This window comes from Acinetobacter sp. AS167, assembly GCF_037152175.1.
Taxonomy (GTDB): Bacteria; Pseudomonadota; Gammaproteobacteria; order Pseudomonadales; family Moraxellaceae; genus Acinetobacter.
The window spans coordinates 1-252 of record NZ_JBBCMP010000051.1 but is presented as its reverse complement, the minus strand read 5'-3'; the positions used below and the strand labels follow the sequence as shown (position 1 = coordinate 252).

The 252-nt window shown below is 44.4% G+C and carries 2 tRNA genes; both read right to left on the bottom strand.

Annotated elements, in window-relative coordinates:
• Positions 1 to 3: 3 nt before the first annotated feature.
• A tRNA-Ala gene (locus tag WFN33_RS20325) sits at positions 4 to 79 on the bottom strand.
• Positions 80 to 151: 72 nt separating this feature from the next.
• Positions 152 to 228 (bottom strand) — tRNA-Ile (locus WFN33_RS20320).
• Between the last annotated feature and the right edge of the window lie 24 nt (positions 229 to 252).

Genomic DNA, 252 nt, shown 5'->3' with positions numbered 1-252 from the left:
TAGTGGTGGAGACTAACGGAGTCGAACCGTTGACCTCCTGCGTGCAAAGCAGGCGCTCTACCAACTAAGCTAAGTCCCCAGCTTAAGATCTTAATATATCTGCTCTTCTGTAAATCGAATTTAAAATTCTTTCAAACTCAATCAGTAGACTTGGTGGGTCTGACAAGACTTGAACTTGTGACCCCACGCTTATCAAGCGTGTGCTCTAACCAACTGAGCTACAGACCCTCAGATACATCAATGAAGAACAAC